We start from the raw sequence: 24,393 nt of genomic DNA on the forward strand, positions 1-24,393 counted from the left end.
GAGAAATAATGAAATACGGTATAGTTTTTGGTGGTCAAAGTTACGAACACGAGATTAGCATAATCTCTGCAATCGCGGTCAAAGACGCGTTAAAGGGCGAGAGTTTGGCGTTTGTTTTTTGCGATAAAGATAGGAGATTTTTCTTAATCGAAGAGAAAAATATGCGCGCAGTGTATTTCAAAAACGGCGAATACACAAAATCCAAAGAGCTAAATATCTCAAACGGCGGATTTTATATGAGTGGTGGTATGTTTGGCAAAAAAAGCATGCTTGAAGTGAGCGTTTATGTGAATTTGATCCATGGTTGCGACGGCGAGGACGGAAAATTCGCAAGCCTTTTTGAGTTTTTCTCAATCCCTTATATCGGCCCTAGAATCGAGGCTAGCGTGCTAAGCTACAACAAAATTTTAACCAAATACCTAGCACAAATCGCAGGTGTAAAAACCGTGCCATTTGAAATCGTCAATCGCAACAGCTTGCCGAATTTCAACTTCCCAGTCATCATCAAACCCGCTCATTTGGGTTCTAGTATCGGTATTGGCATAGCAAAATCAGAAAAAGAGTTTGATTATTGCATGGATAAGGTCTATGAGCTAGACGATAGCGCAATCGTCGAGCCATATATGGAAAATATCAAAGAATACAACCTAGCAGGGGCTAAAATCGACGGCAAAATCGAGTATTCCTTCATCGAAGAGCCGAAAAAAGAGGGATATTTGGATTTTGGTAGAAAATACCTTGATTTTTCGCGCACTGGCGTGGTCGAAGAGGCGCAAATCGGTATGTCGATCGAGGATAAGATGAAAGACGCGTTTGCCAAGCTTTATAATGTCGGTGGATTTGAGGGGGCGCTGATTAGGTGCGACTTTTTCGTGCAAAATAACGAAATCTATCTAAACGAGATAAATCCAAATCCAGGAAGTATGGCAAACTACCTATTTAGCGACTTTGCAGAGGTTTTGGGCAAGCTAGCTACTTCGCTTCCAGCCTCTAAGGAAATTCCGATTTCGTATGATTTGATAACAAAAATTTCAGCGAATAAATAAGCTAAAATTAAAAATTTTACGCTAAATTTTGCGTAAAATTTTACATAAGGATTGTTTATGTTAAATAAAGACGAAATTTACACAGCGACAGAAATGGCGAGAAATTTTAGCTCAATTTTAAAAAAACTAAATAGCCAAGAGATTAAAAAGGCTATGATTGTCAAAAATAATAAATTTGAGGCCGTAATGCTTAGCATGAGCGAATACGAGCGCCTAGAAAAGGCAGTCGAGCTACTCAAAGCGATTTATGGTAAAAAGGGTCAAGATGGCCAGTAAAACCATAAAATTTGGTGGCAACGAATACAAAATCAGCTACGAAATCGAAAATTTAAGCGTCGAGCCGTATATTTTGGTTTTGCACGGCTGGGGCGCGAAAAAAGAGCTTATGCAGAGGGTTTTCGAGGCGAAATTTTTCCCAAATTATAGGCTAGTTTTCGTGGATTTGCCCGGATTTGGCGTTAGCTCGCAACCAAAATTCGCGCTTACAAGCGAGGATTATGCGGGCATTATGCGTGAGTTTATCGCTGCGCTTGGAGGCGCACCGGAAGCCATTATGGGGCATAGTTTTGGCGGCAAGGTCGCCACGCTGCTTGCGCCAAAAAGGCTGATTTTGCTAAGCTCGGCTGGGATAATCGAGCCAAAGCCTTTGAAGGTGAGGGCGAAAATTGCGGTGTTTAAGTGCCTAAAATATGTCGGGTTGGCGAAGTTTTGGCGATTTTTTGCCAGCAAAGACGCTTCTGGTATGAGCGAAGAGATGTTTGGGACGCTAAAAAATGTGATTCGCGAGGATTTCGAGCCGATTTTTGCCGAGATTAAACCTGAGAAAACGCTGATTTTTTGGGGTATTAGCGATACAGCCACTGCGCTTAGTAGTGGCGAGAAAATCCACTCGCTCATCAAAAATAGCAAATTTTACCCGCTTGACGGGGATCACTTTTTTTTCATAAAACACGCGAAATTCATCGCAGATACAATCACGGCTGAATTTAAATAATCCAAATTTAGTTATTTTTCACTATTTGTCATCGCGAGTGAGCATTGCTCGCATGGCAAAACCAAACGCCATAATCCGTGTCATTGCGAGGCGATTTATCGCCGAAGCAATCTACGAAATTAAAATTTAAGGTCAGTGTTTTTGCAAATTTACCAGTTAGAATTTGAAAGTCGTAGATTGCTTCGCTTTCTACGAAAGCTCGCAATGACAATAGCGGGCAAATTTTGCCTAATTCGTCATTGCGAGCGAGTGTAACGAGCGTGGCAATCTACGAGCTAAAATAACCTAACGCTATAATCCGTGTCATTGCGAGGAGCAAGGCGACGAAGCAATCCAGACTATGATTTTACAAGCAATTATTGAAAAAGATGAACTTTAAAATAATGGGATCGGATATAAAAGTAAAAATGAAAATTGCAGTTTTCAATACTAAAAATAAAATTTAAAACATAAAGGATAAAAATGAAAAAATCATTATTAAGTGTTGCACTTATGGTAATGTTAGGTTCTAGTTCGCTTATGGCAGAGATTGATGATTATGTGGCAAATGACAACAATGAGAGTGTTATAAATTTTGTTGATAAAATGATTGTAATGGCAGAAAAAGGCGATATGGATATATTGGATTTTTATTCAAATCAAGTCTTGCCTTTCTGAGGCAGGATTGCCACTTACGCAAGAGGTTTTAAAAGAAAGAATTGTTAAAAATGAAATTAATGTTGCAATGATTAATGGCAAGGAGGTAGATGATTATATATTTGTTCTTTATCCTTCGGTTAGTAAAAAGAACGATGACAATACAATAGAGATTTTTATTGATTGTGGCGTATATAATTCTGAGGGCAACCTTGTTCCATTAAATGTTAAAGAAAATAAGCCTATGATTATTTCTATTGAAAACGACAAATATCGTATAAAATCTATGCCAGCACAATCGCAAAAAGGTTGTTATAAATTTTAATTTTTGATAATAAAAAGTTTTCAAATTTTTGTAAAAAATAAAAATAAAAGTTTTAGAAAACTTATTTAAACTTTCTTTTATAACTTTAATGTTATAATCAACAGGTTTTTAAAAGGTTCATTTATGTGGGAAATTATATTTTGCGATGATAATTCAAAAAGCGAATTTTACGAGCTGCCGCCACACCTATTGGCTCGCGGTCTTATGGTTTTAGACATTATAAAACTAAAAGGAAATAACACAAAAGGCACTATAACTAAGTTTTTGAGAGATGGCATTTTTGAAATTCGCATAATGGCAAGCAAAGACATAGCAAGAAGCCTTTATGCTTATGAAATAGGCAAGAAAATTATAATTTTAACTAGCTTTGTAAAGAAAACGCAAAAAGCACCAAACGATAAAATTGAATTGGCGTTAAAACGCTTAAAGGAGTGGAAAGATGAAAATAGGGACTAAATCTTTAAAATTTGAAGATGTTAAAAATGATATTTTAAAAGACCAAGAAGTTAAAAAGCTTTATGATGAAATGCAAGATGAGTTTAATCTCATAATCTCACTCATAGAAGCTAGACAAGAAGCAAATCTCACGCAAGCACAAGTTGCCGAGAAAATGGGTGTAAAACAATCAGCAGTTGCTAGGATAGAAAGTGGTAGCTTAAATTTGAAATATGGCACTATTTGCAATTATCTAAAAGCGTGTGGTAAAAAAATAGCGAATTTTAATCTAGTGTCTTTAAATGCGATTAAGGCTTAATGCTTTGAGAGTTTTCTTCTCTTATGGTGTGTTTGTGACTTTGTTCGTTAATATAAAAAAAATTCCTCTATTTTCGCTCAAATCTTGCATTTCATCTATCGCTCTTGTGTCTGCAACATAGAGCTAAAAAGAAATAGCCAAAAGCAAATAAATTTCCCACATCTTGGGCTACGAGGGTGTATCTGCGCCCTAGCCCAAATTTGCCTAACTCAAATCTGCCCTAACCTAAAATGTAATCACGCTTCTAATTTTATATTAAATTTATTGCGCTATAATGCCCAGACCAATCAGATGAGAAAGGTTTGACATGCTTTTTGATATCAGTTTAATTGGCGATACGAAAAATTTATATTTAAAGCGGTTTGGTCGCTCGAACCTAAACGGCGTCCCGCACTACCTAAAATTCGACTTTTCTGCGATGTCTTTCGTCAAGCTAAACAACAAACTTTCTATCAAATCCACAGGTTGCAAATCTGATTTGGACTATGGATTTTACCTCGTTTTCGAGGACAATAAATTTTTTATAAACAACAAAACTCACCTTTCCAAAAAAGAGATTTTTTATATGCTAAGCTATCTTTTTGATAAAATTTATGACAAAAATGTTAAATACCCGCGCGACAGCCTGCACGCAAAAATAAAAAAAACGATTGAGTTTTTAAACAAAATTTATAATTTCACCAAAGAAAAAGACCATAAATTCAACATGCACGCGCAGTATCGCAATGTGTTTGTGGGGTGCCTGAGTATCGATCATCGCGAAAATTTGGCGCAAAATTCAGTTTAAATTTCATTGAAAATTGTGAAATTTGACTTACAAATTTACCGAGTTTTTACCCAAATTTATTAAAATTATGAATTATATATATGATAAAGGTTTGATATGCTTTTCGATGTTGTAATAATCGGCGATAACAAAAATTTATATTTAAAGCAATTTGGTGGGCGTTCGAATTTCAGAGGCGTTCCGAATTATTTTCAATTCGATTTCAACGAAATGAAATTCATGCAAATCAAAGAGAAAATTTATGTCAAATTTGACTACAACGAAACCGAGACAAACACCGATCCTAACTATGGTTTCGTGCTGATTTTCGACGAAAAAGAATTTTTCAAAAACAAACAAAATTTAACGCGAAAAGAGGCATTTATCTTGCTGAATTATATTTTTAACAAAATGTATAGCAAAGATGTCAAGTATCCGCGCGACAGCCTACATTTCAGGATAAAAAAGGCGATCGATCTTTACAAGGCCGTCTATAAGGACGATGATTTCGACGGATACAACCTGCACGCGCAATACCGCAATCTCTACGCCGGACAGATAAGTATCGACAAAAGAGAGCGAACGCTCGGCGCAGCGGAATAATCAGCGTTGTGAGATAAAATTTATGAATTTAAAACGCCGTTTTGGCGTTTAAATTTTGCAAATACTTTAAAATTTCCTTTGCAAAATCTATTGCAAATGCAAATTTGGATAATCAAAAAGCAAAACTTTTCCGCTATGCTCGCTAATCTCAGCGAAATTTTCTGCATCAAATTCTAATCCGAAAATCGCACAAGTTGGGAATTTTTCGATTACTGAGTTGCTGAAATACTCGCACACTGCGCCGATTGTGGGGTTGTGGCCTACTATGAAAACCACTTTGTATTTTTCATCGAGCATGCGCACAAACTCCGCCAGCTCTCGCGCGCTAATGTCGTAAAGCTCTTTTTTTTCTTTTAAAATATCTTTGGCGCCAATATTTTTGGCTATGATTTTAGCGGTTTTTAGTGCGCGTTTGGCAGGGCTAGTGATGATGATATCAGGCATTATGCCCTCTTTTGTCAAAAGCTCCCCTAGCCTGCCTGCGTCGTCTTCGCCTTTTTGGCTTAGTTTGCGCTCGAAATCTGTCTGTGCGAAAGCCTCAGCTTTGGCGTGTCTGATAAAATAAATTTGTTTCATAAATTTCCTTTTCGTATAATTTTACGCAAAATTTTACAAAATTTTAAATTTTTGCTGTATCTTGCCGAATCCAAACCCTGCCCCAAACCCTATCAAATGCGCATACCACGCCACATTTGAAGCTAATAAAAGTGGAGCAAAGCTAATAAGCGCAACCATAGCCAAAACGCTTTTTAAATTTTGCCTCTCATAGCACAAAATCACGCCCAAAAGTGCGCAGATTACGCCACTCGCGCCGATTAAATTTATATTTTGTCCCATAAATTTGTAAGCGCAAAAAATGTAAATCAAGCAGATTAAATTTGTAAAAATTCCAAGCCCGAAATATAAAATCGTAAATTTAACGCTACCGAAAAATCGCTCTAAAATAGAGCCGAATTGATACAGCACGGCCATATTCATCGCCAAATGCGCAATTCCAGCGTGCATGAAAAATGATGATAAAATTTGCCAAAGAAATCCGTCAAAAAATAGCAAATTTAGCCCCAAATACGCGCCCAAATTTGGGATTAAATTCGTTAGGACAAAAAGCACGCAGTTTGCGATGATGATAGCTAGCGTGACCTTACCGACCTGCCCGAAATTCGCCCTTTGTCCGAAATTTGCCATTTGCATAAATTTCCTAAATTTATTGTTTTACGCGACCATATCCTGCGAAGCGATTTGAAGCTAGGCAAGAAACTTTGTTGCTTCCACAGCGCACAATATAGCTATTTTCGATTTTTTTGCCGTTTTTGTGAGTATTTTTTTTGTTTAAATTTACAAAATCGACCTTGTTTCTACCGCGCGAATTATGCACGAATTTTATCCTGCCGTCTGAGTAAATTTCGCGGATCACGCCGATATGGCTGATTTCGTTATTTAGGCGTTTTTTGTTTGATTGAAGGGTGTTTTGGAAAAATATTAAATCCCCTACTCGCGGGTTTTTGTGCGCGATTAGGTCGCGTTTTTTGTAGTAATTATAAATTGCTTGTGATTTTCTGCCGTTTGTGAAATACTTAGGCAGCTCTTTTGAGTTGAAAAAAATCTCTTTGTTTTTAGAATTTAGCGCTGTGATAAACCCGCTACAATCCCCGCCTACCTTGGTTCCGGTGTATTTATCGACCCATGAAATGAGCGTTGTGTTGTAGGTATTTCCTGGGATTTGCGATGAGCCAGAGTTATCCTCATAAACCTCATAATCCCCTTGCGTAGTGGGATTTGCAGGCGATGAAAACGGAGCTAGCCACGAGCAGCCACTCATCAAAAACGCCCCTAAAAATAAAGCAAAAATTTTTTTCATAAATTACCTTAAAAAATACAAAATGTGTTTTCATTTTAGCAACCAAATGTAATAAAATAGTAATTTTAAAGCAAATTTATGTATAATCACGGCGAAATTTTTGCAATTAAAACGGAGAGAAAATGCACTATTTACAAATCAAAGGCGAAGCCAAGCTTAGTGGCGAAATAAAAATCTCAGGCGCCAAAAACGCGGCACTACCGCTAATCGCGCTAATTATACTATCCAAAAACCCAGTTACAATTAAAAACTTACCAGATGTTTCAGATATCAAAACCCTAATCCAGCTTTTGGCAAATTTAGGCGCAAAATGCGAGTATCTAGACGCTCACACCGCCGTAATTGATCCAAGAGGGATAAACTCAACTAAGGCAGTTTATGACATCGTGCGCAAAATGCGCGCTTCGATTTTAGTTCTTGGTCCATTGCTAACGCGTTTTGGCAAGGCGGAAGTTAGCATGCCAGGCGGATGTGCGATAGGGGCAAGGCCGATTGATTTGCACCTAAGGGCAGTCGAAAAAATGGGCGCACAGGTCAAAATCGAAGAAGGCTATGTCGTGTGCGAGGGCGCATTAAAGGGTGCGAATATTTCGTTTGATAAAATCACCGTTACAGGCACCGAAAATGTCGTAATGGCGGCCGCGTTAGCGCATGGGGAGACTTGCATAATCAACGCCGCCAAAGAACCAGAGGTCGTGGCTGTGTGCGAAGCCCTAGCCAGTGCTGGCGTAAAAATCGAAGGAATCGGCACTGACGAGCTTAAAATCACAGGCACAGCGGGCGAACTTTTAAATATCAACGAAATCACCGTAATCCCCGATCGTATCGAGGCTGGGACATATCTGTGCGCTGGGGCGATAACAAATTCTAAAATCAGCGTTACAAGCGTAAATCCTGCGCATTTGGGCGCTGTGCTAGCGAAATTTGAGGATATGGGATTTAAATTTGAAATTTCAGGCAACGGCAACGACTCTAAAATCACCATTTTGCCAGCAGACGAAATCAAAGCGACCAAAATCATCACTACCGAGTATCCGGGCTTTCCGACCGATATGCAAGCGCAGTTTATGGCGCTAACATGCGTCGCTCAGGGCACTAGCACGGTCGAGGAGAGGCTGTTTGAAAACCGCTTTATGCATGTGAGCGAACTAAACCGCATGGGTGCAGATATCAAACTAAACGGCAATATCGCTACAATCAAGGGTGGCAAACTCGCAGGCGCTGATGTCATGGCGACAGATTTGCGCGCTAGCTCGGCTCTTGTTTTAGCGGCTCTTGCAACAAGTGGCACTACGCGCGTGCATCGCATATATCACTTAGACCGCGGATATGAGAAATTAGAGGAAAAATTCGCAAAACTTGGCGCAAAAATAAAAAGGCTTGAAGAGTGAAAAGCCTAAATGAAGCGATAAATTCGGTAATTTCTAGCATTGATTTAAATTTAAAAAGTGAGTTTGTTAGCTTAAATTTTGCATTAGGACGAATTTTAGCTACGGATTTTAAAGCTTTGCGAAATTCGCCACTTTTTGACAATTCTGCACTTGACGGATATGCTTATAATGCCGAATTTGAGGGAGAGAGTTTAGAAATCGTAGAGCCTGTTATTTTTGCAGGGGCTAAGCAAATTTATGAAATCAAAGCTAATCAAGCGCAAAAAATAATGACAGGCGCACCCTTCCCAAAGGGCGCAAATTCCGTAATCCGCCTAGAAGACGCCCAATTTGTGGGCGAAAAACTAAAAATGCCAAAAAATCCTAAATTTGGCGACGGACATAGAAAAGCGGGCGAAGAATTTAGCGTTGGCGAAGTGCTAATAAAAAAAGGCAAAGCCCTAACTCCGCCTGAGATTATGCTTTTAGCTAGCCAAGGCGTGGGCGAGATTGAAGTGTTTGCAAGGCCAAAAATCGCCCTATTTTCGAGCGGAGACGAGCTTTTGAGGGTTGGCGAGAGGGCGGATGATTTTAGCATTTATGATGCGAACTCGGCAGGAATTTGCGCTTTGCTTTTACAAAATGGCTTTGAGTGCGAAAATTTGGGCATTATAAAAGATGATTATAATGTGGTTTTGGATACTTTGAAAAAAGCTTATGAAAGTTACGATGTGGTTATCACAAGTGGCGGAGCTAGCGTCGGGGAGGCTGATTTTATGGAAAAGGTCTTAACTGGGCTTGGATTTGAAAATATCCTAAACGGGATAAATTTAAAACCTGGCGGAAAGCCTACAAAATGCTTTAAAAAAGGCGAGAAGTTCTTTTTCGTCCTACCTGGAAACCCAATGGCAGCCTACATTGTATCGCTACTTTTTATGCTCCCTATTTTGCGCTATTTAGGCGGAAAATTTGATTGTATGAGTGAAGGCTTTGAAGCTTTTTTGGAAGAGCAAATAAAATGCAATCCAAAACGAGAAAATGTAATTTTCGGCGATTTTGCAGGTGGCAAATTTGAGGCAAAATGCGATAAATTCGGCTCGTTTATGATAATGCCTTTATTGAAATTTAACTCTATTGCACTAAGCGATATTGGCGATGATAGCCCTATAATGCTTAGATTTTTTAGAAAGTATTGACAAATGAAAAATTTTTTGCTAAAATCCAAGTTCTTTTTTACTTCGTGCGGGAATAGCTCAGTGGTAGAGCGCAACCTTGCCATGGTTGATGTCGCGAGTTCGACTCTCGTTTCCCGCTCCACTTTTTTAAATTCAAATCAAAAAGTTTGCTTATGAAAATCCTAGTTTGTGTAAGCGGTGCTAGTTTTTGCGAAATTGGGTTAAATTTAATCAAATTTTTATCGACCACGCCAAACGAAATTTACGCAATCATAAGCGAAAATGCAAAAATCGTCTTAAAATCCGAAAATAATATAAATTTTGCAAATTTCATTAACGAAAATCAAGCTGTGAAATTCTTCGATGATAGCGATATCGGCGCGAGTGTGGCGTCTGGTTCGTTTGGCATAGATGCTACGATTTTTGCCCCATGCTCTATCAACTCACTGGCAAAAATTCACGCAGGTATCGCCGATACTCTTAGCACTCGCGCAGCAGCCGTCGCGCTAAAAGAGCGCAAAAAACTAATCCTTGGCGTGCGCGAAATGCCTTTTTCGCCTATTTCGCTTCGTTCAATGAGCGAGTTAGCAAATCTCGGTGTCATCATCGCTCCGCCCATTATCGGCGGTTATAGCGGTGCGAAAAATTTAGAAGATATGCAAAATTTCATAATCGGCAAATGGTGCGACGCCATGGGCGTGGCAAACAATCTCTTTAAAAGGTGGCAAAAATGAGAAAATGTATCTATCCTGGTACTTTTGATCCTATCACAAATGGTCATTTAGATGTAATCAAACGAGCGCTTGGGCTTTTTGACGAGGTCGTCGTCGCAATCGCGCTTAGCGAGAGCAAAAGCCCTTGTTTTTCGCTAGAAAAGCGCTTGGAGATGACAAGGCTTGCCCTTAGCGATTTAAAAAATGTCAAAGTCGAGCCGTTTTCAAATCTGCTAGTCGATTTCGCTAAATCGCATGGCACGAATTTTTGTATTAGGGGACTGCGCGCGGTGAGCGATTTCGAATACGAATTACAGCTTAGCTACACAAACACATCGCTATGGGATAAATTTGAGAGTGTGTTTTTGATGCCAAGCCTGAAAAACGCCTTTATTTCGAGCTCTATGGTTCGCACGATACTGCGCCACGACGGCGATGTTTCGCAGTTTGTGCCAAAGCAAATTTTGCCACTGCTTAAAAAGGAAAATTAATGTTTGTAGCCTTTGAGGGGATTGATGGAGTTGGCAAAAGCACGCAAATATCGCGCCTAGCTGAAATTTATCCTGGCGCGATAGTTACCAAAGAACCGGGCGCTACGAGGTTTGGCGAAATTTTGCGTAGTATAATTTTAAACGAAAATTTCAAATTTAACGGCGACAACCACATAAATTTAGGTCAAATTTGCGGAAGTATCTCAAAAACTGCTGAGATGTTTTTGTTTTTAGCTGATCGCGCCGAACACCACGAGAAGGTTGTTTTACCAAATTCGCAAAATCTAGTCCTAAGCGATAGAAGCTTTATTTCAGGTATCGCCTACGCCCTAGCAAACGATGAAAACGCTAAATTTGACGAGCTTGTAATGCTAAATAAAATCGCGCTTGGTGGTGAAATTTATGGTAAATTTGTATTTTTTGAGATTGGCAAAGATGATTTGATTTCCAGGTTAAATACTCGCGCGGGATACGATAAAATCGAGCTTCGTGGCGTGGAGTATCTGCTTAGGGTGCAAGAAAAGATAAAATTTACCTTACAAAAGCTAAAATTAAATTTTTTAATCGTCAATGCAAACGATGATATTGATAAAATAACAAAAAAAATAAAGGAATTTATAGATGATTAAAGCACTGCGTGGTATGAACGACCTAATGGGCTATGAAGCCGAACTTTTTGCAAAAATCGTGCGTGTGTGTGAAAGCGTGGCGAGGAATTATGGATTTGAACTAATCGAAACCCCAAAACTCGAACAAACCGCCCTATTTCGCCGAAGCGTGGGCGAGAGTAGCGATATAGTCGGCAAGGAAATGTATGAGTTTAGTGACAAAAGTGGCGATAGCGTCTGCCTGCGCCCAGAGGGCACGGCTGGGGTTGTTCGCTCATTTATCGAGAATAAATTTGACAAGGCTGGTGGCGTGCGCAAATTTTACTACACCGGCTCGATGTTTCGCTACGAGCGCCCACAACGAGGCAGACTACGCGAATTTCACCAATTCGGCGTAGAGTGTTTTGGCGAGGGAAGCGTGTATGAGGACGCGAGCGTGATTTTGTTACTAGCCGAAATTTTACGCAAACTAGGCGTAAAAACCACGCTCAAACTAAACTCCCTAGGCGATAGCTCGTGCATGCCAGAGTATAAAAACAAACTAATCAAATTTTTAAATGAGCGCGAGGATAGGCTTTGCGAGGATTGCAAAAGGCGCATTATCACAAACCCAATCCGCGTGCTTGATTGCAAAAATGAAGCCTGCCAAAGCGAGCTTGCCACTGCCCCGCTAATCACCGATAATCTAAGCGATGAGTGTAAAGGCGAATTTGAAAAATTGCAAGAAATTTTGCTTGCAAATGGGCTAAATTTCGAAATCGACAAACGATTGGTTAGAGGGCTAGATTATTACTGCAAAACCGCATTTGAGTTCGTCAGCAGTGAGCTTGGCGCACAAAGCGCAGTCGGTGGTGGCGGCAGATACGATAGACTAGTAGAGTTTTTGGGTGGCAAAAGCACTTTTGGCGTAGGTTTTGCGATAGGAATTGAAAGGCTAATCGAAATTTTAAAATTAAAAGAAACCCCTAGCTCTCGCAATGGAATTTACATCGGCGCAATGGACGAGGCAATTGTGCCTTGTGCGTTTGCTATCGGACAAAAACTGCGCGCAATCACCAAAACTCATATCGCATACGAGCCAAAAAATTTACAAAAACACCTAAAAAGCGCAGATTCAAAAATGGCTAAATTTTGCCTATGTATCGGCGAAGATGAGTTTAAAAACGCTAGCGTATGGCGCAAAAATTTAGAGGATAAAAGCCAAGACATGGTTAAATTTAACGAAATCGAAGACTTTTTTAAGGATAGAGTATGAACGATTATGGACTAAATATTTGGGGAAATTCAAATTTCGTCATTGATTCTGGCAAGTTGTGCGTGAATTCTGACTTCAAACAACCTCTTGTCGATATGGTTAAAGAAATCAGGGCTGATGGCATTAGAGGCCCTATTTTGCTTCGTTTTCCGCACCTTATCAAAAAACAAATTGTCGAAATTTACTCGAATTTCAACCGCGCGATAAAAGAATTTGACTACAAGGGCAAATTTAACGCCGTCTATCCGCTCAAAGTAAATCAATTCCCGGGATTTGTGAAAAATTTGGTCGAAATCGGCAAGCCTTACGGGTATGGCTTGGAAGCTGGTTCTAAGCCAGAACTGCTTTTAGCCATGGCGTATAACAACGACAACGCGCCAATCACCGTAAATGGCTTTAAGGACAAAGAGCTTATCAATATCGGCTTTATCGCCGCAGAGATGGGGCATAATATCACGCTTACAATCGAGGGTCTAAACGAGCTAAAAACCATAATCGAAACCGCCAAAGAGCGCTTTGCGCCAAAGCCATTTATCGGGCTTCGCATACGACTTCATAATTCAGGTAGCGGAATTTGGGTCAAAAGTGGCGGAATAAACTCCAAATTTGGCCTTACTTCGACCGAGCTAATCGAGGCTGTAAATTTGCTCAAAAAAAATAATCTAATCGAGCAATTTACGATGATTCATTTCCATATCGGTTCGCAAATCACCGAAATTCACCCGCTCAAAAAGGCGTTAGTCGAGGCTGGAAACATCTACGCCGAACTTCGCAAAATGGGTGCTAAAAATCTAAATTCGATAAATTTAGGCGGTGGTTTGGCGATAGAATACTCGCAAGTGAAGGAAAATTTCAGCAGAAATTACACCCTCAAAGAATACGCAAACGATGTCGTTTTCCTTTTAAAATCAATCGCGCAGGATAAAAACGAGGTCGAGCCAAATATTTTCATAGAAAGTGGCCGTTATGTCGCAGCTAGCCACGCTGTGCTGGTCGCGCCTGTTTTGGAGCTTTTTACCCAAGAATACACAGAGGCCAAACTGGCTTTGAAAAAGGAAAATCCGCCAGTCATTGCCGAGCTTTACGATCTTTATACTTCGTTAAAGCCCTCAAACGCCCTTGAATACCTGCATGACGCTATGGCGCACATGGAGAGCGTGCTGACACTCTTTGATTTGGGCTATGTGGATCTCACAGATCGCTCAAATGGCGAAATTTTGGTGCATCTAGTCGTGCGCAAGGCTTATGCGCTTTTGGGAAATAAGCAAGAGTATGGAAATTTCTTAAATTCACTCGGAAACGCGCAAGAGCGGTATTTGGTAAATTTCTCACTTTTCCAATCCTTGCCTGATTTTTGGGGCATTAAACAGCATTTCCCAGTCATGCCACTCGAACACCTCGACGAGCGCGCCACGCTTTCTGCGACGCTGTGGGATATCACCTGCGATAGCGACGGCGAGATTACATTTGATAAAGAGCATAATCCTTTGTTTTTGCACGATATCGACCCAGAAGAGGAAGAGTATTTCCTTGGATTTTTCTTAGTTGGGGCGTATCAAGAAGTGCTTGGTATGAATCACAACCTCTTCGCTCACCCAAATGAGGCAACCGTAATTTTAAAAGACGGCGGATTTGAGATTACGGATTTTATCGAGTCGCAATCTGTCATAGATATTTTAGATGATATGGATTATGATGTAGTCGATATCAGAGAGAGCCTAAACGAACGAATCGCAAACTCACCATTGCTTTCAGAAAAAGAGAAAAAGCATGTCTTAGGCGAGCTGTATTTGTTCCTAAATGATAATAGCTATCTGAAAACTATCCAATAAGGCGGGATTATGACTTTTTGGCAAACTATAAAACACGATTTTACCGAGCCATCTCGCCAAGATCCGGCGTGCAATAGCGTATTTGAGGTGATTTTTTGCTATCCGGGTGTGTGGGCGCTGATCAATTATCGTTTCGCACACTGGTTTTATGAGCGCAAATTTCGCCTTATTGCGCGCATAATCTCTGGCATTACGCGCTTAATCACCGCTGTGGATATCAACCCAGGAGCGAAAATCGGCAGTGGTGTGTTTTTTGACCATGCGGCTGGTCTTGTCATCGGCGAGACAGCGATTGTCGGCGATAATTGTTTGATTTATCAAAATGTAACCCTAGGTGGCGTTAGCTTGGAAAAGGGCAAACGACACCCTACCCTAGAAAATGGCGTAGTCGTGGGAGCTGGGGCGAAAATTTTAGGCAATATCACAATCGGAGCGCACTCTAAAATCGGCGCAAATTCTGTCGTGATAAAAGATGTCCCTGCAAACTCCACAGCCGTGGGCGTGCCAGCTAGGATTTTAGGCGAGTGCGACAGCGATCCGCTAGCTCATAACAAACTCCCGGATATCAACAAAGAGCTGATGAAATATCTAATCAAACGAATTGAAATTTTAGAAGATTGCATACAAAATGGCGATAAAAATCTCTGCGACAAAGAAAAAGAGATTAACCAAGAGTATGAAAACTATCTAAAATCACTCAAATAACAGGGGGAATAATGAGAAAAATTTTGATTTTGCTTGGAATTTGCGGTGCGTTAAACGCTGGGGAATTTAATAATCTTAAAATAGAAACAGTTAAAAAAATATATCAAAATCAAGAAAATTTTGATAAAATTTGTGGCGAAATTTGCACAAATTCTTTAAAAATCGCATTTTTGAAAGATGAGGAATTCGCAAACGGAGAGATTGGTTGCCTAGATTATGCTCCTACAATCTCTGGGCAAGATGTTTGCGATAATCCAGAATATAAATTTGAAATTTTAAAATTTGGCGATGTAGAGGTGGAGCAAATTTGCAAAGGTTGGACGCCAGAGAGTCAAAAAATAATCTATAAATTAGAGTGCGGTGAAGATGATTGCAAGATAAGTGATATTTATAATACCGCAAATTATGAAGGCAAAGACGAAACTTTTAGCGTCAAAGAGATGATTTATGATTGTTTAAAAACACACCAAAAGGAGAAAAAATGAAACTTGCTTCACGCATAAACAGACTAAGCGAAAGCCTAACAATCGCCATTAGCACACGCGCAAAAGAGCTTAAAGCTAGTGGGAAGGATGTGATTATTTTTAGCGCAGGCGAGCCTGATTTCGATACTGCCGAAGCGGCGAAAAATGCCGTAATAGAGGCTATGGCTAAGAGCTGCGGCAAATACACACCAATCCCAGGCACAGCTGAAATTCTAAACGCAGTCGCACTAAAATTAAAACGAGATAATGGCCTGGATTACAAACCTAGCCAAATCATCACAAATGTAGGGGCAAAACACTCGCTTTTTAATATTTTTTCATGTTTGATAGATGATGGCGACGAGGTTATCGTGCCAGCGCCATTTTGGGTAACATATCCTGAGATTGTTAAATTTTGCGGTGGCAAACCTGTCATAATCGACACAAAGCCAGAAAATAAATACAAAATCACAGCCTCTGAGCTAAAAGCAGCTATCACGCCACGCACGAAAGCGCTTAGCCTTTGCTCTCCGTCAAATCCAGCAGGAGCTGTGTATAGCAAAGATGAGCTAATTGCGATCGCTGAGGTGCTAAAAGGCACAGATATCGCCGTAATCGCAGATGAAATTTACGAAAAAATCATTTTTGATAAAGAATTTGTAGCATGCGCTAGTATCAGCGAGGATATGTTTAATCGCACTATCACCGTAAATGGCCTTAGCAAATGTGGCGCAATGCCTGGGTGGAGATTTGGCTATACAGCGTGTGCGAACGACGAGCTAAACAAAGCTATGAAAAAACTTCAAAGCCAAAGCACGAGCAATATTTCAAGCATAGTCCAAGCAGGTGCCGTGGCTGTGCTAGAAGGCAAGGCCGATGAATATATCGCTATGATGAATAAAGAGTATCAAAAACGCCGTGATTACGCCGTAGATGCGATAAATGCGATAGAGGGTCTTAGCGTAGTCAAACCTGATGGCGCGTTTTATCTATTTATCAACTGCGGGGGCGTAGAAAAAGATAGCATGAAATTTTGCACAAAACTGCTAGATGAGGCGCTCGTAGCGACCGTGCCGGGCGTGGGATTTGGTATGGACGAGCATTTTAGGATTAGTTATGCTTGCTCAATGGACGAGATAAAAGAGGGAATCGCGCGCATAGCAGAATTTGTGAAAAACTATAAATAAGCTAAATTTGCGAAATTTTAAATTTCGCAAATTTTGTAAAATTTGGGAGAAAATATGGCAAATTTTAAAAATTCACTTATGATGACTTTGGTAAATACAGAGACAATCCCAGGGCGTGAGATCGAGCAGGTTTTCGGCGTGGTGAGCGGAAGCACGGTCAGAGCTAAACACTTCGGACGCGATATCATGGCGAGCCTGAAAAATATCGTAGGTGGCGAGCTAGTAGGATATACCGAGCTACTCGAAGAATCGCGCGAACAAGCAATCGAGCGTATGTGCGCGCAGGCCAGAGCCATGGGGGCAAATGCGATTGTAAATTTGCGATTTTCCACTAGCTCGGTTGCGGCTGGTGCGAGTGAAATTTATGTCTATGGCACGGCAGTTTTGGCAAGGTAGGCTATGAGCGATATTATAATATTTCTCATTTTGCTTGGGGTTGGATATATCTTTGGCAAGCAAGCTGAGGTGCGCCATTTCGCTAGAATTCGCAAAAAAGAGGCTCTGTTTTTACACATACCCACCACAAACTCAAAACACCCATTGTTAAATTCGGGCAAAATCGAAAGGGTGAGATTTGTAAGCGGAAATGTGGTTATAAGTATTGATTATTTCAAGCGAATTTACGCCAGCGTGATAAATTTTTTCGGTGGCGATGTCGTGCCGTATGAAAGCCTGCTAGACCGCGCTAGACGCGAGGCTGTGATTAGGCTAAAAGAAAAGGCCTTGGGTGCGGACGAGATTATAAATTTGCGCATAGAAACAAGCTCGATAAACCAAACCACGAAAAATGTCGGAAGCGTGGAAATCCTAGCTTACGCTACGGCGATTTATTACGCCAAAGAGCCAAAACAGGCGAATTTCAATGGCTAAATTTATTCCCTCGCAAAACGAGGGCGAGCAAAATTATTCCAAAGAAAATCATGCTATAAATTTCCTAGCCCTTGGCGTGGGGCTTGTCGCAGTTATCGCGTGTGTGTTTTTCGCGCTAAATATTTTCGTGGGCGTGGCTGTGAAATTTATCCCAGAGGGCAAAGAGTATAAAATTTTCAAAGCCAGTGAAAGCGAGCGTGTAATCGAGCCAAAACACGAGAGGCTCGTCAGGCAAATCCGCACACTAACCTCACGGCTAAATTCATGCGCCAAGGTCAAAAATGAATATTTTATCGTGATAAACGAAAGCAAAATCCCAAACGCAAGCGCAGCCCTAAATGGTGCACTCACGGTCAATACCGGGCTTTTTTCGCATATTAAAAGCGAAAATGGGCTAGCCTTTGTTTTAGCTCACGAGCTAGCGCATTTTAAGCACCGCGATCACATAAAAGGTTTAGGAAATGGCGCTGTAATGGCGATTTTGTTCGGTTTTAGCGATGAAAGACTAAGCCAAATTTTAGGCGGAGCGATTGCTGGCAAATACTCGCGCTCGCAAGAAGCCGCCGCCGATAGCGAGGCGCTTAGGATTTTAAACTGCGCTTATGGGCATATCGGTGGTGCAGATGAGTTTTTTGCTAGCGCAAAAAAGCTTGGTGATAGCGATACCTTCATCAATCTTTTTGAATCGCACCCGCTTTTGCAAAAGCGCATTGACGCGATAAAATCGTCGAATTTTAGCGTAGAAAATACAATTAAACTCAATGAAAATTTAAGCGAAGTAGTGAAATTTAAAAGATAAATTTGGCGTTAAATTTGCAAATTTAACGCCGTTGAAATTTAGCTAAATTTATTGTTTTTTAAAGAGTGCGCAGCTTTTTTCGTTGCCAAGAGAGCAGGCTTTTTGGTGAAAAGCTATGGCTTTTTGATTGTTTTGTTGCAAATACTCGCCTTTGGCAAACATATTTCCGATTAGTCCGCACGCTGGGGCGTAGTTTAGATCGCAGGCTTTTTCGTAGCTAGCTATGGCCTCTGGTATGTTTTGGCGGTATGCGTTGCTTTTTAGATAATAAAAGCCTAGATTATAGCACCCGCTTCCCTCGCCTAAATCGCAGGCTTTTTTGGCTAATTCGATAGCTTGGGTTGTGTTGCTATAAACTGAACTGTCGTGGTAGATATAGCTTAAATTTACACATGCTGGAGCATAGCCACTATCGCAGGCCTTGGTATAATACCTAATCGCTTCTGGCTCTCTTCTAGCCACACCAAAGCCGTTGTCAAACATAACGCCTAGATTGTAGCACGCATACGCGCTTTTTAAATCACAAGATTGTTTGAAATACTTTTGCGCTACTGGGTCGTGGCTGTTTTCGAAGTATTTCATACCGACATTTAGGCAGCTTTGAGCATCTTTTGCGTAGCATTTAAGCTCGTCTTTTTTAGCCACGCCTAAAACCGATCCCACAGCGCAGAGCGCTAGCAAAACCAAGATAAAAACATATTTTTTGTTCATTTTTATTCCTTACAAATCAAATTTGATAATTTTTTCATATCGCGCGCTAGCTGTTTGTTTAGCCAAATAGCGCTGTAAATTCCATCCTCGCTTAGCGCACCGCGATTGATCGCACGAAGGCTTTTCCCTTCACCTATTTCGCGCGGTATTTTACCGCTTTCATCGGCCTCGTAATCACTTAGCCAAATTTTACTAGAATAATATCTGCTAAGTTTTTTGATAAGTTTTTGCGAATTTTTATACTCATCAAGGGCGAGTTCAAATGCGTCTAGGCACTTTTGCACTTTTGCTAAAATCTCGCTCATCTGCTCTACTCGCTCTACTCGTTTCATCGCTTAGCCTAAATTTACTCTACCGGGACAGTGTATTTGCGAGGAGTGCCATTATCCACCTTTGGCTTTTTTTCCGTAGCTGGCGGTTCTTCTCTTTTTAGAGAGTCTATATCCACAACCCAACGCTTCTCTGAATTTTGCGCGATAGGTTTTTTCGTGCTATCTTGTTTAGAGGCGTTTTGTTTTTTCTTAATTCTTTTTGTTTTTTTAGGCGGTTGTTTGGAGCTGTCTTTGACTATCGGATATGGCTCCACGCGCGGTTTTGGCTTGTTTTGGACACACCCTGCCAGCCCTAAACAAACGGCAAAAATAACAAAGGAATTTAAAATTTGACTTCTCATATTTTCTCCTTTTAAAAAGCCTTGATTTTACAAAAAAAGAATTAAAAATTTAATAAGATTATAGCGAGAAATAGAATAAATTTTACAAATTTAAGAGGGAATCGCCCCTCTTAAATTTGCCTCTTAAATTTGCGATAGGCAAGCTTACATCATGCCGCCCATACCGCCCATGCCACCCATATCTGGCATTGGAGGAAGAGCTGGTTTGTCCTCTTTGATTTCGCTGACTGTCGCTTCTGTGGTTAGTAGCATGCTAGCGACTGAAACTGCATTTTGCAAAGCTACGCGCTCTACTTTTAGCGGATCGATGATTCCAGCGTTATACATATTTGTAAATTCGCCACTTGCAGCGTTGAAGCCTTGCGCCTCATCGCTTGCGTTTTCGACTGCGTTTGCGATTACGCCTGCGTCATATCCAGCGTTTTCTACGATTTGGCGAAGTGGAGCGTAAAGTGCGCGTTTGACGATATCTGCGCCGATTTTTTGATCGCCACTTAGATCTAGGCTGACATTTTTGCTAGCTTTGATTAGCGCAGCGCCACCGCCGATTACGATACCTTCCTCGACAGCCGCTTTTGTCGCATTTAGCGCGTCATCGACGCGATCTTTTTTCTCTTTCATCTCTGTTTCGGTTGCTGCGCCTACTTTGATTACAGCTACGCCACCGCTTAGTTTTGCAAGGCGTTCTTGCAATTTTTCTTTATCATAATCGCTTGTTGTCTCTAAAATTTGAGCTTTGATTTGCGCGATTCTAGCGTCGATTGCACTTTTTTCGCCTACACCATTTACGATTGTAGTGTTGTCTTTGTCGATTACGATACGCTCAGCCTGACCAAGATCAGCCATATTTGCGCTTTCTAGCGTTCTGCCTAGCTCTTCGCTTACGACTGTTCCGCCTGTAAGGATAGCGATATCTTCTAGCATTGCCTTTCTTCTATCGCCAAATCCAGGGGCTTTTACGGCTGAAATGTTTAGCACGCCACGAAGTTTATTGACAACCAAAGTCGCAAGTGCTTCACCCTCGATATCCTCTGCGATGATTAGAAGTGGTTTGCCTGTTTTTTGAACTTGCTCTAAAACCGGAAGCAAATCTTTTAAATTTGTAATTTTTTTATCGAAAAGTAAAATTAGCGGTGAGCTAAGCTCTACTAGCATTTTTTCAGGGTTTGTGATGAAATATGGGCTTAAATAGCCTCTGTCGAATTGCATACCCTCGACCACATTTAGCTCGTCGTTGATTGATTTTGCTTCTTCGACTGTGATTACGCCGTCTTTGCCGACCTTTTCCATAGCCTCAGAAATCAAATCACCCACGCTCTCATCGTTGTTAGCTGAGATTGTAGCGACTTGGGCGATCTCTTTTTTACCACTTACTGCTTTTGCAGATTTTTTTAGCTCTTCGATTACGGCTGCGCTAAATTTATCCATACCGCGTTTTACTTCGATAGGATTTGCGCCAGCTGTTACATTGCGTAAGCCCTCTTTGAAAATCGCGTGAGCTAGCACGGTCGCAGTAGTTGTGCCGTCCCCTGCCTCGTCGTTAGTTTTGCTCGCGACCTCTCTAACCAAGCTTGCGCCCATATTTTCGAGAGTGTCTTTAAGCTCGATTTCTTTTGCTACGCTTACGCCGTCTTTTGTGATAGCAGGTGCGCCAAAGCTTTTTTGGATAAGCACATTTCTGCCTCTTGGTCCCATTGTTACTTTAACTGCGTCGTTTAGTTTTTTGACGCCTGAGTAAAGTTTGTTTCTAGCTTCGTCTGAGAAAAAAATTTCTTTTGCCATTTTGATTCCTTTTATTTAAGTATTCCTAAAACATCTTCTAAATTTAAGATAAGATATTTCTTATCATCGATTGTGATATCCGCGCCAGCGTATTTTGCGAACGCTACAACATCGCCAAGTTTTACGCTATCGCACTCTGTGCCAACAGCCACGATTTTGCCAGTTGATGGCTTCTCTTTTGAAGCGTTATCTGGGATAATGATACCGCTAGCTGTGGTTTTGGTCTCTTCCTCGCGCTCGATTAAAACGCGTTTTCCAAGTGGTTGAAAATTCATTTTCGTCCTTTCTAAATTAGTTTTGATTTTCTAAAAGTTGTCACTCTGTATCTTTGAGTGCTAGATTATATGCAAAATTTGATTTTTTGTCAATAGTTTTAGGCTAAAATTTTGCTTAAATTTTAGCCTAAATTGTGAATTTTAAATTTTAGTTTAAAGCCGATTTTACCGCTTCGCTTAGGCGTTTGCCATCGACACTGGCGCCGAATTTTTCTTTTGCGGCTTTCATCACGCGCCCCATATCTTTGGCACTCGTTGCACCAAGCTCGCCAAGCAGTGCGCTCAAAGCCGTGCTAAGCTCGTCATTGCTAAGCTGTTTTGGCAGATACGCGCTGATAATTTCGGCCTCGCCAAGCTCTTTTTGCGCCAAATCCTCGCGCCCACCAGCCTTGTATTGCGCTGCGCTTTCGTTTCTGCGCTTGATTTCGGTTTGCAAAACACTAAAAACCCTCTCGTCGCTTAGCGTAATTCTCTCATCGACCTCAATTTGTTTAAGCGTAGAATTTAGCATACGCAAAGCGTCTCTGCGCACCGTATCACCGGATTTCATAGCGGTTTTGATATCTTCTAAAATTTGCTCTCTTACCATTTTTTCTCCTTGATAAAATTTGGGTATGATACTATTTTTGGATTTAAAATTTAATTCTTAATCGCCAAATTTTGCATTAAATTTATACACACGCCCTCTCGTAATCCATCATCAACGACGATAAAATCTGCGCCATTACCGCTAAAATCGTTCAAAATCGCCTCTAAAAGTAGCGCCCCAGCCACGATAACCTCCGCCCTATTTTCGCCCATTGCCTCATCGGCTTCGCGCTTTGAGAATTTCAAAATTTGCTCTATCGCTCCAGCAAAATCGCTAAATCTCAAAACGCTTCCATTGATTTTGCCTGCGTCGTAATCTTTGGCACAAATTCCCAATTTAAGGGCGCTTATCGTGGTTGGCACACCGCTTGTGAGCACGATTTTTCCTGCGCCTAAACTGTGCAAAAACTCCCTTGCGCTTCTTGCTTGCTCGTTTGCGATTTGGCTAAATTTGGCGTAATTAAAATTTTGTAAAATTCCGGGATTTTCGTTACAAAATCTCACAATGCCAAATTTAAAGCTTTGTCCAAATTCGGCACTGCTTATCTCTGTGCTAGCCCCGCCAAGGTCGATACTGACGGCATTTTGCACTTTGATACCTAAAATTTGAAGTCTGTTTTCGATACCAAGCCTGGTCAAATTTGTTTCTCTTTCGCCGTCGATTATGCTAAATTTTACGCAAAATTCTTTGTAAAGTTTTTCGAAAAATTCTACGCTATCGCTGGCGACTCGAAAGGCTTCCGTCGCCACAGCGGCGTAAGGTAGGCTAAATTTAGCGTTTTTAAAATTTCGCGCGCAGGTATTTTCAAAATCCAAATTTTGCGCGCAGGTATTCCCGCTCTCTAAATTTTTAGCACAATTATCCAAAATCTCTAAATTTCGCTCATAAATCAAATCCGAAAGTTCCTCTAAAATTTCGCCCAAAGCCCGCAAAATACGCTCTTTGGCGTCATTTTGCAAAGGTTTGTTTGCCACTAATCCCCTAGCTGAGCCTACTATGCGCTCACTAGATTTAACTATCTCAAAGCCCGTTTTAGTCGGCTTCATCACGCATGCGCGCAGTGTATTCGAGCCCAAATCAAAGCCTAAAACCATAAATTTCTCCTTACCTTTTTTGGTTATAATAGCGAAAATTTTCTTAGGAGTTAAAATGCTACTTGGAGTAAATATCGATCATGTCGCGGTTTTGCGCGAGGCACGGGCGATGAACGACCCTGATATCTTGATGGCGGCATACACCGCAATCAGCGCAGGTGCAAATCAAATCACGCTTCGTTTGCACGAGGATCGACGCCATATCAACGAAGATGATATAGCAGATATCGTGCGCCACTCAAAGGTGCCTGTAAATGTCGAGTGTAGCGGCGGGAGCGAGCTTTTGGAGATTTTGGTCAAGGCTAAACCATATCGTATCACGCTAGTGCCGCACTCTGGCGAGGATTGTGGGCTAAATCTGCACTCTGAGCAAATCGCGAGTGATATCGAGTTTTTGCAACACTCAGGCGTGCGCGTGGGGCTGTTTATCGAGCCTGTGCGCGAAGTAATCGACATGGCAAATGATTTTAATGTCCGCTCGATCGAGCTTCGCACCGGCACATACTCTGCGCTGTTTGCGACGATTAGGTCAAATTTGGCTTTTACGCCACATGCGATAAAGGCGTATAATCTCCCGCTTGATACGCTAAAATCAATGTTAAAAGATGAAATCTCCAAGCTTCGCCACATGAGCGCGTATGCCAAAGGGCTAGGTATGAATGTGACTGCTGGCGGGGGTCTGAACTATCAAAATGTCTCTGCGCTGGTGAAAAATAGTGAAATTTCGCTCGTAAATATCGGTCAAAGTATCATTTCGCGCGCGATTTTCGTAGGGCTTGAAAATGCGATAAAAGAGATGAAAGAGGTGATAAAATAGG

Annotated in this window: 34 protein-coding genes and 1 tRNA gene; 24 read left to right on the plus strand and 11 right to left on the minus strand. The window is 41.0% G+C overall.

Features of this window, described 5'->3' with window-relative positions:
• The first annotated feature begins 8 nt into the window (after positions 1-8).
• From OFO01_RS03750 to OFO01_RS03760, 3 genes are read left to right on the plus strand one after another with little or no spacing between them, the layout of a single operon-like run.
• Positions 9-1,046: a D-alanine--D-alanine ligase gene (locus OFO01_RS03750; protein ID WP_270858848.1), complete on the plus strand. Its 1,038-nt coding sequence runs from the start codon at positions 9-11 to the stop codon at positions 1,044-1,046.
• A 51-nt stretch (positions 1,047-1,097) separates the two neighbouring features.
• On the plus strand, positions 1,098-1,322 hold the full coding sequence (locus OFO01_RS03755) for a prevent-host-death protein (RefSeq protein ID WP_442867895.1): 225 nt from the start codon (positions 1,098-1,100) through the stop codon (positions 1,320-1,322).
• A complete protein-coding gene (locus OFO01_RS03760; RefSeq protein WP_270858850.1) occupies positions 1,312-2,040 on the plus strand; it encodes an alpha/beta fold hydrolase in 729 nt (242 codons plus the stop codon). Before OFO01_RS03755 ends, OFO01_RS03760 begins: the two co-directional genes overlap by 11 nt.
• Before the next feature lie 28 nt (positions 2,041-2,068).
• Here the strand turns inward: OFO01_RS03760 and OFO01_RS03765 are convergent, their stop codons facing one another.
• The gene (locus OFO01_RS03765) at positions 2,069-2,251 is read right to left on the minus strand and encodes a hypothetical protein (protein WP_270858851.1); all 183 of its coding nucleotides are present in this window, start codon (positions 2,249-2,251) and stop codon (positions 2,069-2,071) included.
• Between the two features lie 251 nt (positions 2,252-2,502).
• On the opposite strand from OFO01_RS03765, the gene OFO01_RS03770 reads away from it, so the two are divergent.
• From OFO01_RS03770 to OFO01_RS03795, 6 genes are all read left to right on the plus strand, one after another.
• Positions 2,503-2,697 (plus strand): hypothetical protein, encoded by a 195-nt coding sequence (locus OFO01_RS03770; protein WP_270858852.1) that lies wholly within the window; start codon positions 2,503-2,505, stop codon positions 2,695-2,697.
• A gap of 7 nt (positions 2,698-2,704) precedes the next feature.
• Complete coding sequence (locus tag OFO01_RS03775; RefSeq protein WP_270858853.1) at positions 2,705-3,001, plus strand: hypothetical protein; 297 nt, start codon at positions 2,705-2,707, stop codon at positions 2,999-3,001.
• A gap of 123 nt (positions 3,002-3,124) precedes the next feature.
• Positions 3,125-3,457, plus strand: coding sequence for a type II toxin-antitoxin system RelE/ParE family toxin (locus OFO01_RS03780; protein WP_270858854.1), 333 nt, complete (start codon positions 3,125-3,127; stop codon positions 3,455-3,457).
• Positions 3,441-3,755 carry a helix-turn-helix domain-containing protein gene (locus OFO01_RS03785; protein ID WP_270858855.1) on the plus strand — a complete coding sequence of 105 codons (315 nt, stop codon included), beginning with the start codon at positions 3,441-3,443 and terminating at the stop codon, positions 3,753-3,755. The genes OFO01_RS03780 and OFO01_RS03785 overlap by 17 nt, the downstream gene beginning before the upstream one ends.
• A gap of 307 nt (positions 3,756-4,062) precedes the next feature.
• Positions 4,063-4,542, plus strand: a complete 480-nt coding sequence (locus tag OFO01_RS03790; RefSeq protein WP_270858856.1) for a hypothetical protein — start codon at positions 4,063-4,065, stop codon at positions 4,540-4,542.
• A gap of 96 nt (positions 4,543-4,638) precedes the next feature.
• Entirely contained in the window at positions 4,639-5,124 is a 486-nt protein-coding gene (locus OFO01_RS03795; protein ID WP_270858857.1) for a hypothetical protein, read from the plus strand.
• Positions 5,125-5,211: 87 nt separating this feature from the next.
• On the opposite strand, the gene OFO01_RS03800 is transcribed toward OFO01_RS03795, so the two are convergent.
• Genes OFO01_RS03800 through OFO01_RS03810 form a run of 3 tightly spaced genes read right to left on the minus strand, consistent with a single transcriptional unit; the run spans position 5,212 to position 6,982 of the window.
• Positions 5,212-5,700 (minus strand): SixA phosphatase family protein, encoded by a 489-nt coding sequence (locus OFO01_RS03800; RefSeq protein ID WP_270858858.1) that lies wholly within the window; start codon positions 5,698-5,700, stop codon positions 5,212-5,214.
• 33 nt (positions 5,701-5,733) lie between these two features.
• Complete coding sequence (locus OFO01_RS03805) at positions 5,734-6,309, minus strand: rhomboid family intramembrane serine protease (protein ID WP_270858859.1); 576 nt, start codon at positions 6,307-6,309, stop codon at positions 5,734-5,736.
• 19 nt (positions 6,310-6,328) lie between these two features.
• Positions 6,329-6,982 carry an NlpC/P60 family protein gene (locus tag OFO01_RS03810; RefSeq protein WP_270858860.1) on the minus strand — a complete coding sequence of 218 codons (654 nt, stop codon included), beginning with the start codon at positions 6,980-6,982 and terminating at the stop codon, positions 6,329-6,331.
• A 122-nt stretch (positions 6,983-7,104) separates the two neighbouring features.
• Here OFO01_RS03810 and murA point away from each other — a divergent pair, with 122 nt between their 5' ends.
• From murA to OFO01_RS03880, 14 genes are all read left to right on the plus strand, one after another.
• The gene (gene murA, locus OFO01_RS03815) at positions 7,105-8,373 is read left to right on the plus strand and encodes a UDP-N-acetylglucosamine 1-carboxyvinyltransferase (RefSeq protein ID WP_270858861.1); all 1,269 of its coding nucleotides are present in this window, start codon (positions 7,105-7,107) and stop codon (positions 8,371-8,373) included.
• On the plus strand, positions 8,370-9,548 hold the full coding sequence (locus tag OFO01_RS03820) for a molybdopterin molybdotransferase MoeA (RefSeq protein ID WP_270858862.1): 1,179 nt from the start codon (positions 8,370-8,372) through the stop codon (positions 9,546-9,548). Before murA ends, OFO01_RS03820 begins: the two co-directional genes overlap by 4 nt.
• A gap of 46 nt (positions 9,549-9,594) precedes the next feature.
• Positions 9,595-9,669, plus strand: a tRNA-Gly gene (locus OFO01_RS03825).
• Between the two features lie 31 nt (positions 9,670-9,700).
• Positions 9,701-10,261, plus strand: a complete 561-nt coding sequence (locus tag OFO01_RS03830) for a UbiX family flavin prenyltransferase (protein ID WP_270858863.1) — start codon at positions 9,701-9,703, stop codon at positions 10,259-10,261.
• Entirely contained in the window at positions 10,258-10,731 is a 474-nt protein-coding gene (coaD, locus tag OFO01_RS03835) for a pantetheine-phosphate adenylyltransferase (protein ID WP_270858864.1), read from the plus strand. The genes OFO01_RS03830 and coaD overlap by 4 nt, the downstream gene beginning before the upstream one ends.
• Positions 10,731-11,360 carry a dTMP kinase gene (gene tmk, locus OFO01_RS03840; protein ID WP_270858865.1) on the plus strand — a complete coding sequence of 210 codons (630 nt, stop codon included), beginning with the start codon at positions 10,731-10,733 and terminating at the stop codon, positions 11,358-11,360. The genes coaD and tmk overlap by 1 nt, the downstream gene beginning before the upstream one ends.
• Positions 11,353-12,594 carry a histidine--tRNA ligase gene (gene hisS, locus OFO01_RS03845; protein WP_270858866.1) on the plus strand — a complete coding sequence of 414 codons (1,242 nt, stop codon included), beginning with the start codon at positions 11,353-11,355 and terminating at the stop codon, positions 12,592-12,594. The genes tmk and hisS overlap by 8 nt, the downstream gene beginning before the upstream one ends.
• Positions 12,591-14,426 (plus strand): biosynthetic arginine decarboxylase, encoded by a 1,836-nt coding sequence (gene speA, locus OFO01_RS03850; RefSeq protein WP_270858867.1) that lies wholly within the window; start codon positions 12,591-12,593, stop codon positions 14,424-14,426. Before hisS ends, speA begins: the two co-directional genes overlap by 4 nt.
• 9 nt (positions 14,427-14,435) lie before the next feature.
• Positions 14,436-15,131 (plus strand): serine O-acetyltransferase, encoded by a 696-nt coding sequence (gene cysE, locus OFO01_RS03855; RefSeq protein WP_270858868.1) that lies wholly within the window; start codon positions 14,436-14,438, stop codon positions 15,129-15,131.
• An 11-nt stretch (positions 15,132-15,142) separates the two neighbouring features.
• The gene (locus tag OFO01_RS03860; protein WP_270858869.1) at positions 15,143-15,616 is read left to right on the plus strand and encodes a hypothetical protein; all 474 of its coding nucleotides are present in this window, start codon (positions 15,143-15,145) and stop codon (positions 15,614-15,616) included.
• On the plus strand, positions 15,613-16,782 hold the full coding sequence (locus OFO01_RS03865; RefSeq protein WP_270858870.1) for a pyridoxal phosphate-dependent aminotransferase: 1,170 nt from the start codon (positions 15,613-15,615) through the stop codon (positions 16,780-16,782). Before OFO01_RS03860 ends, OFO01_RS03865 begins: the two co-directional genes overlap by 4 nt.
• A gap of 54 nt (positions 16,783-16,836) precedes the next feature.
• On the plus strand, positions 16,837-17,178 hold the full coding sequence (locus OFO01_RS03870; protein WP_270858871.1) for a YbjQ family protein: 342 nt from the start codon (positions 16,837-16,839) through the stop codon (positions 17,176-17,178).
• Positions 17,179-17,181: 3 nt separating this feature from the next.
• Positions 17,182-17,652 carry a YbjQ family protein gene (locus tag OFO01_RS03875; RefSeq protein ID WP_270858872.1) on the plus strand — a complete coding sequence of 157 codons (471 nt, stop codon included), beginning with the start codon at positions 17,182-17,184 and terminating at the stop codon, positions 17,650-17,652.
• Positions 17,645-18,451, plus strand: coding sequence for a M48 family metallopeptidase (locus OFO01_RS03880; RefSeq protein WP_270858873.1), 807 nt, complete (start codon positions 17,645-17,647; stop codon positions 18,449-18,451). The genes OFO01_RS03875 and OFO01_RS03880 overlap by 8 nt, the downstream gene beginning before the upstream one ends.
• Before the next feature lie 48 nt (positions 18,452-18,499).
• On the opposite strand, the gene OFO01_RS03885 is transcribed toward OFO01_RS03880, so the two are convergent.
• The 7 genes from OFO01_RS03885 to OFO01_RS03915 all read right to left on the minus strand — a co-directional run bounded on the left by OFO01_RS03885 (position 18,500) and on the right by OFO01_RS03915 (position 23,575).
• Positions 18,500-19,162 (minus strand): tetratricopeptide repeat protein, encoded by a 663-nt coding sequence (locus OFO01_RS03885; RefSeq protein WP_270858874.1) that lies wholly within the window; start codon positions 19,160-19,162, stop codon positions 18,500-18,502.
• A gap of 2 nt (positions 19,163-19,164) precedes the next feature.
• A complete protein-coding gene (locus OFO01_RS03890; RefSeq protein WP_270858875.1) occupies positions 19,165-19,494 on the minus strand; it encodes a DUF4298 domain-containing protein in 330 nt (109 codons plus the stop codon).
• A 14-nt stretch (positions 19,495-19,508) separates the two neighbouring features.
• Positions 19,509-19,835, minus strand: a complete 327-nt coding sequence (locus OFO01_RS03895) for a hypothetical protein (RefSeq protein WP_270858876.1) — start codon at positions 19,833-19,835, stop codon at positions 19,509-19,511.
• A gap of 144 nt (positions 19,836-19,979) precedes the next feature.
• On the minus strand, positions 19,980-21,617 hold the full coding sequence (gene groL, locus OFO01_RS03900) for a chaperonin GroEL (protein ID WP_270858877.1): 1,638 nt from the start codon (positions 21,615-21,617) through the stop codon (positions 19,980-19,982).
• 11 nt (positions 21,618-21,628) lie between these two features.
• Positions 21,629-21,892, minus strand: coding sequence for a co-chaperone GroES (gene groES, locus OFO01_RS03905; protein WP_270858878.1), 264 nt, complete (start codon positions 21,890-21,892; stop codon positions 21,629-21,631).
• Between the two features lie 148 nt (positions 21,893-22,040).
• Positions 22,041-22,481, minus strand: coding sequence for a GatB/YqeY domain-containing protein (locus OFO01_RS03910; RefSeq protein ID WP_270858879.1), 441 nt, complete (start codon positions 22,479-22,481; stop codon positions 22,041-22,043).
• A 50-nt stretch (positions 22,482-22,531) separates the two neighbouring features.
• Positions 22,532-23,575 carry a Ppx/GppA phosphatase family protein gene (locus OFO01_RS03915; RefSeq protein ID WP_270858880.1) on the minus strand — a complete coding sequence of 348 codons (1,044 nt, stop codon included), beginning with the start codon at positions 23,573-23,575 and terminating at the stop codon, positions 22,532-22,534.
• 55 nt (positions 23,576-23,630) lie between these two features.
• Between OFO01_RS03915 and OFO01_RS03920 the strand changes: the two genes are divergently transcribed.
• Entirely contained in the window at positions 23,631-24,392 is a 762-nt protein-coding gene (locus OFO01_RS03920; protein WP_270858881.1) for a pyridoxine 5'-phosphate synthase, read from the plus strand.
• The last annotated feature ends 1 nt before the right edge of the window (position 24,393 follow it).

The organism is Campylobacter sp. JMF_01 NE2 (assembly GCF_027737365.1).
Lineage (GTDB): Bacteria > Campylobacterota > Campylobacteria > Campylobacterales > Campylobacteraceae > Campylobacter_B.

Bases quoted from the DNA above. Each gene is read 5' to 3' on its own strand.
- OFO01_RS03750 (WP_270858848.1), top strand. From the start codon at position 9: ATGAAATACGGTATAGTTTTTGGTGGTCAAAGTTACGAACACGAGATT.
- OFO01_RS03760 (WP_270858850.1), top strand. From the start codon at position 1,312: ATGGCCAGTAAAACCATAAAATTTGGTGGCAACGAATACAAAATCAGC.
- OFO01_RS03770 (WP_270858852.1), top strand. From the start codon at position 2,503: ATGAAAAAATCATTATTAAGTGTTGCACTTATGGTAATGTTAGGTTCT.
- OFO01_RS03780 (WP_270858854.1), top strand. From the start codon at position 3,125: ATGTGGGAAATTATATTTTGCGATGATAATTCAAAAAGCGAATTTTAC.
- OFO01_RS03785 (WP_270858855.1), top strand. From the start codon at position 3,441: ATGAAAATAGGGACTAAATCTTTAAAATTTGAAGATGTTAAAAATGAT.
- OFO01_RS03790 (WP_270858856.1), top strand. From the start codon at position 4,063: ATGCTTTTTGATATCAGTTTAATTGGCGATACGAAAAATTTATATTTA.
- OFO01_RS03795 (WP_270858857.1), top strand. From the start codon at position 4,639: ATGCTTTTCGATGTTGTAATAATCGGCGATAACAAAAATTTATATTTA.
- OFO01_RS03800 (WP_270858858.1), bottom strand. From the start codon at position 5,700: ATGAAACAAATTTATTTTATCAGACACGCCAAAGCTGAGGCTTTCGCA.
- OFO01_RS03805 (WP_270858859.1), bottom strand. From the start codon at position 6,309: ATGGCAAATTTCGGACAAAGGGCGAATTTCGGGCAGGTCGGTAAGGTC.
- OFO01_RS03810 (WP_270858860.1), bottom strand. From the start codon at position 6,982: ATGAAAAAAATTTTTGCTTTATTTTTAGGGGCGTTTTTGATGAGTGGC.
- murA (WP_270858861.1), top strand. From the start codon at position 7,105: ATGCACTATTTACAAATCAAAGGCGAAGCCAAGCTTAGTGGCGAAATA.
- OFO01_RS03830 (WP_270858863.1), top strand. From the start codon at position 9,701: ATGAAAATCCTAGTTTGTGTAAGCGGTGCTAGTTTTTGCGAAATTGGG.
- coaD (WP_270858864.1), top strand. From the start codon at position 10,258: ATGAGAAAATGTATCTATCCTGGTACTTTTGATCCTATCACAAATGGT.
- tmk (WP_270858865.1), top strand. From the start codon at position 10,731: ATGTTTGTAGCCTTTGAGGGGATTGATGGAGTTGGCAAAAGCACGCAA.
- hisS (WP_270858866.1), top strand. From the start codon at position 11,353: ATGATTAAAGCACTGCGTGGTATGAACGACCTAATGGGCTATGAAGCC.
- speA (WP_270858867.1), top strand. From the start codon at position 12,591: ATGAACGATTATGGACTAAATATTTGGGGAAATTCAAATTTCGTCATT.
- cysE (WP_270858868.1), top strand. From the start codon at position 14,436: ATGACTTTTTGGCAAACTATAAAACACGATTTTACCGAGCCATCTCGC.
- OFO01_RS03860 (WP_270858869.1), top strand. From the start codon at position 15,143: ATGAGAAAAATTTTGATTTTGCTTGGAATTTGCGGTGCGTTAAACGCT.
- OFO01_RS03865 (WP_270858870.1), top strand. From the start codon at position 15,613: ATGAAACTTGCTTCACGCATAAACAGACTAAGCGAAAGCCTAACAATC.
- OFO01_RS03870 (WP_270858871.1), top strand. From the start codon at position 16,837: ATGGCAAATTTTAAAAATTCACTTATGATGACTTTGGTAAATACAGAG.
- OFO01_RS03875 (WP_270858872.1), top strand. From the start codon at position 17,182: ATGAGCGATATTATAATATTTCTCATTTTGCTTGGGGTTGGATATATC.
- OFO01_RS03880 (WP_270858873.1), top strand. From the start codon at position 17,645: ATGGCTAAATTTATTCCCTCGCAAAACGAGGGCGAGCAAAATTATTCC.
- OFO01_RS03885 (WP_270858874.1), bottom strand. From the start codon at position 19,162: ATGAACAAAAAATATGTTTTTATCTTGGTTTTGCTAGCGCTCTGCGCT.
- OFO01_RS03890 (WP_270858875.1), bottom strand. From the start codon at position 19,494: ATGAAACGAGTAGAGCGAGTAGAGCAGATGAGCGAGATTTTAGCAAAA.
- OFO01_RS03895 (WP_270858876.1), bottom strand. From the start codon at position 19,835: ATGAGAAGTCAAATTTTAAATTCCTTTGTTATTTTTGCCGTTTGTTTA.
- groL (WP_270858877.1), bottom strand. From the start codon at position 21,617: ATGGCAAAAGAAATTTTTTTCTCAGACGAAGCTAGAAACAAACTTTAC.
- groES (WP_270858878.1), bottom strand. From the start codon at position 21,892: ATGAATTTTCAACCACTTGGAAAACGCGTTTTAATCGAGCGCGAGGAA.
- OFO01_RS03910 (WP_270858879.1), bottom strand. From the start codon at position 22,481: ATGGTAAGAGAGCAAATTTTAGAAGATATCAAAACCGCTATGAAATCC.
- OFO01_RS03915 (WP_270858880.1), bottom strand. From the start codon at position 23,575: ATGGTTTTAGGCTTTGATTTGGGCTCGAATACACTGCGCGCATGCGTG.
- OFO01_RS03920 (WP_270858881.1), top strand. From the start codon at position 23,631: ATGCTACTTGGAGTAAATATCGATCATGTCGCGGTTTTGCGCGAGGCA.